Here is a 383-nt window from a genome sequence, read left to right as displayed (position 1 = left end):
ATGCAAATATTCCATATCCATTTACTTACTCGTGGGCTGGACCAAATGGATTTACATCGTCGGCACAAAATCCGTCAATCACTGACACCGAGGCAAACCAAAGTGGAATTTATACCTTAACCGTAGAAGCTGGAGGGAATCAATCTGTTCTAACCACCTCAGTAACAATCAATCCGTTGCCTACGGTCGTCATTGGTAGCAACAGCCCAATCTGCGAAGGAGCAACCTTAAACTTGACAGCCTCAGGCGGCACAAGTTATGCCTGGACGGGTCCTAATAGCTTTGTTTCCACTGACCAAAATCCAAGTATTACTTCGGCCACAGTCGCCATGTCAGGAAACTACCTAGTCACTGTTACAGATGCCAATTTGTGCGTGAGCTCT

Annotated in this window: 1 pseudogene; it reads left to right on the top strand. The window is 46.2% G+C overall.

Annotated features, from left to right (window positions below):
- Positions 1-383: pseudogene (locus EGI22_RS15255) on the top strand (hypothetical protein); the annotation flags it as partial.

Origin of the sequence: Lacihabitans sp. LS3-19, assembly GCF_024343575.1 — a bacterium.
GTDB lineage: Bacteria > Bacteroidota > Bacteroidia > Cytophagales > Spirosomataceae > Leadbetterella.
Note: the sequence above shows the minus strand (reverse complement) of the source record. Positions and strands in the feature narration are given on the sequence as shown.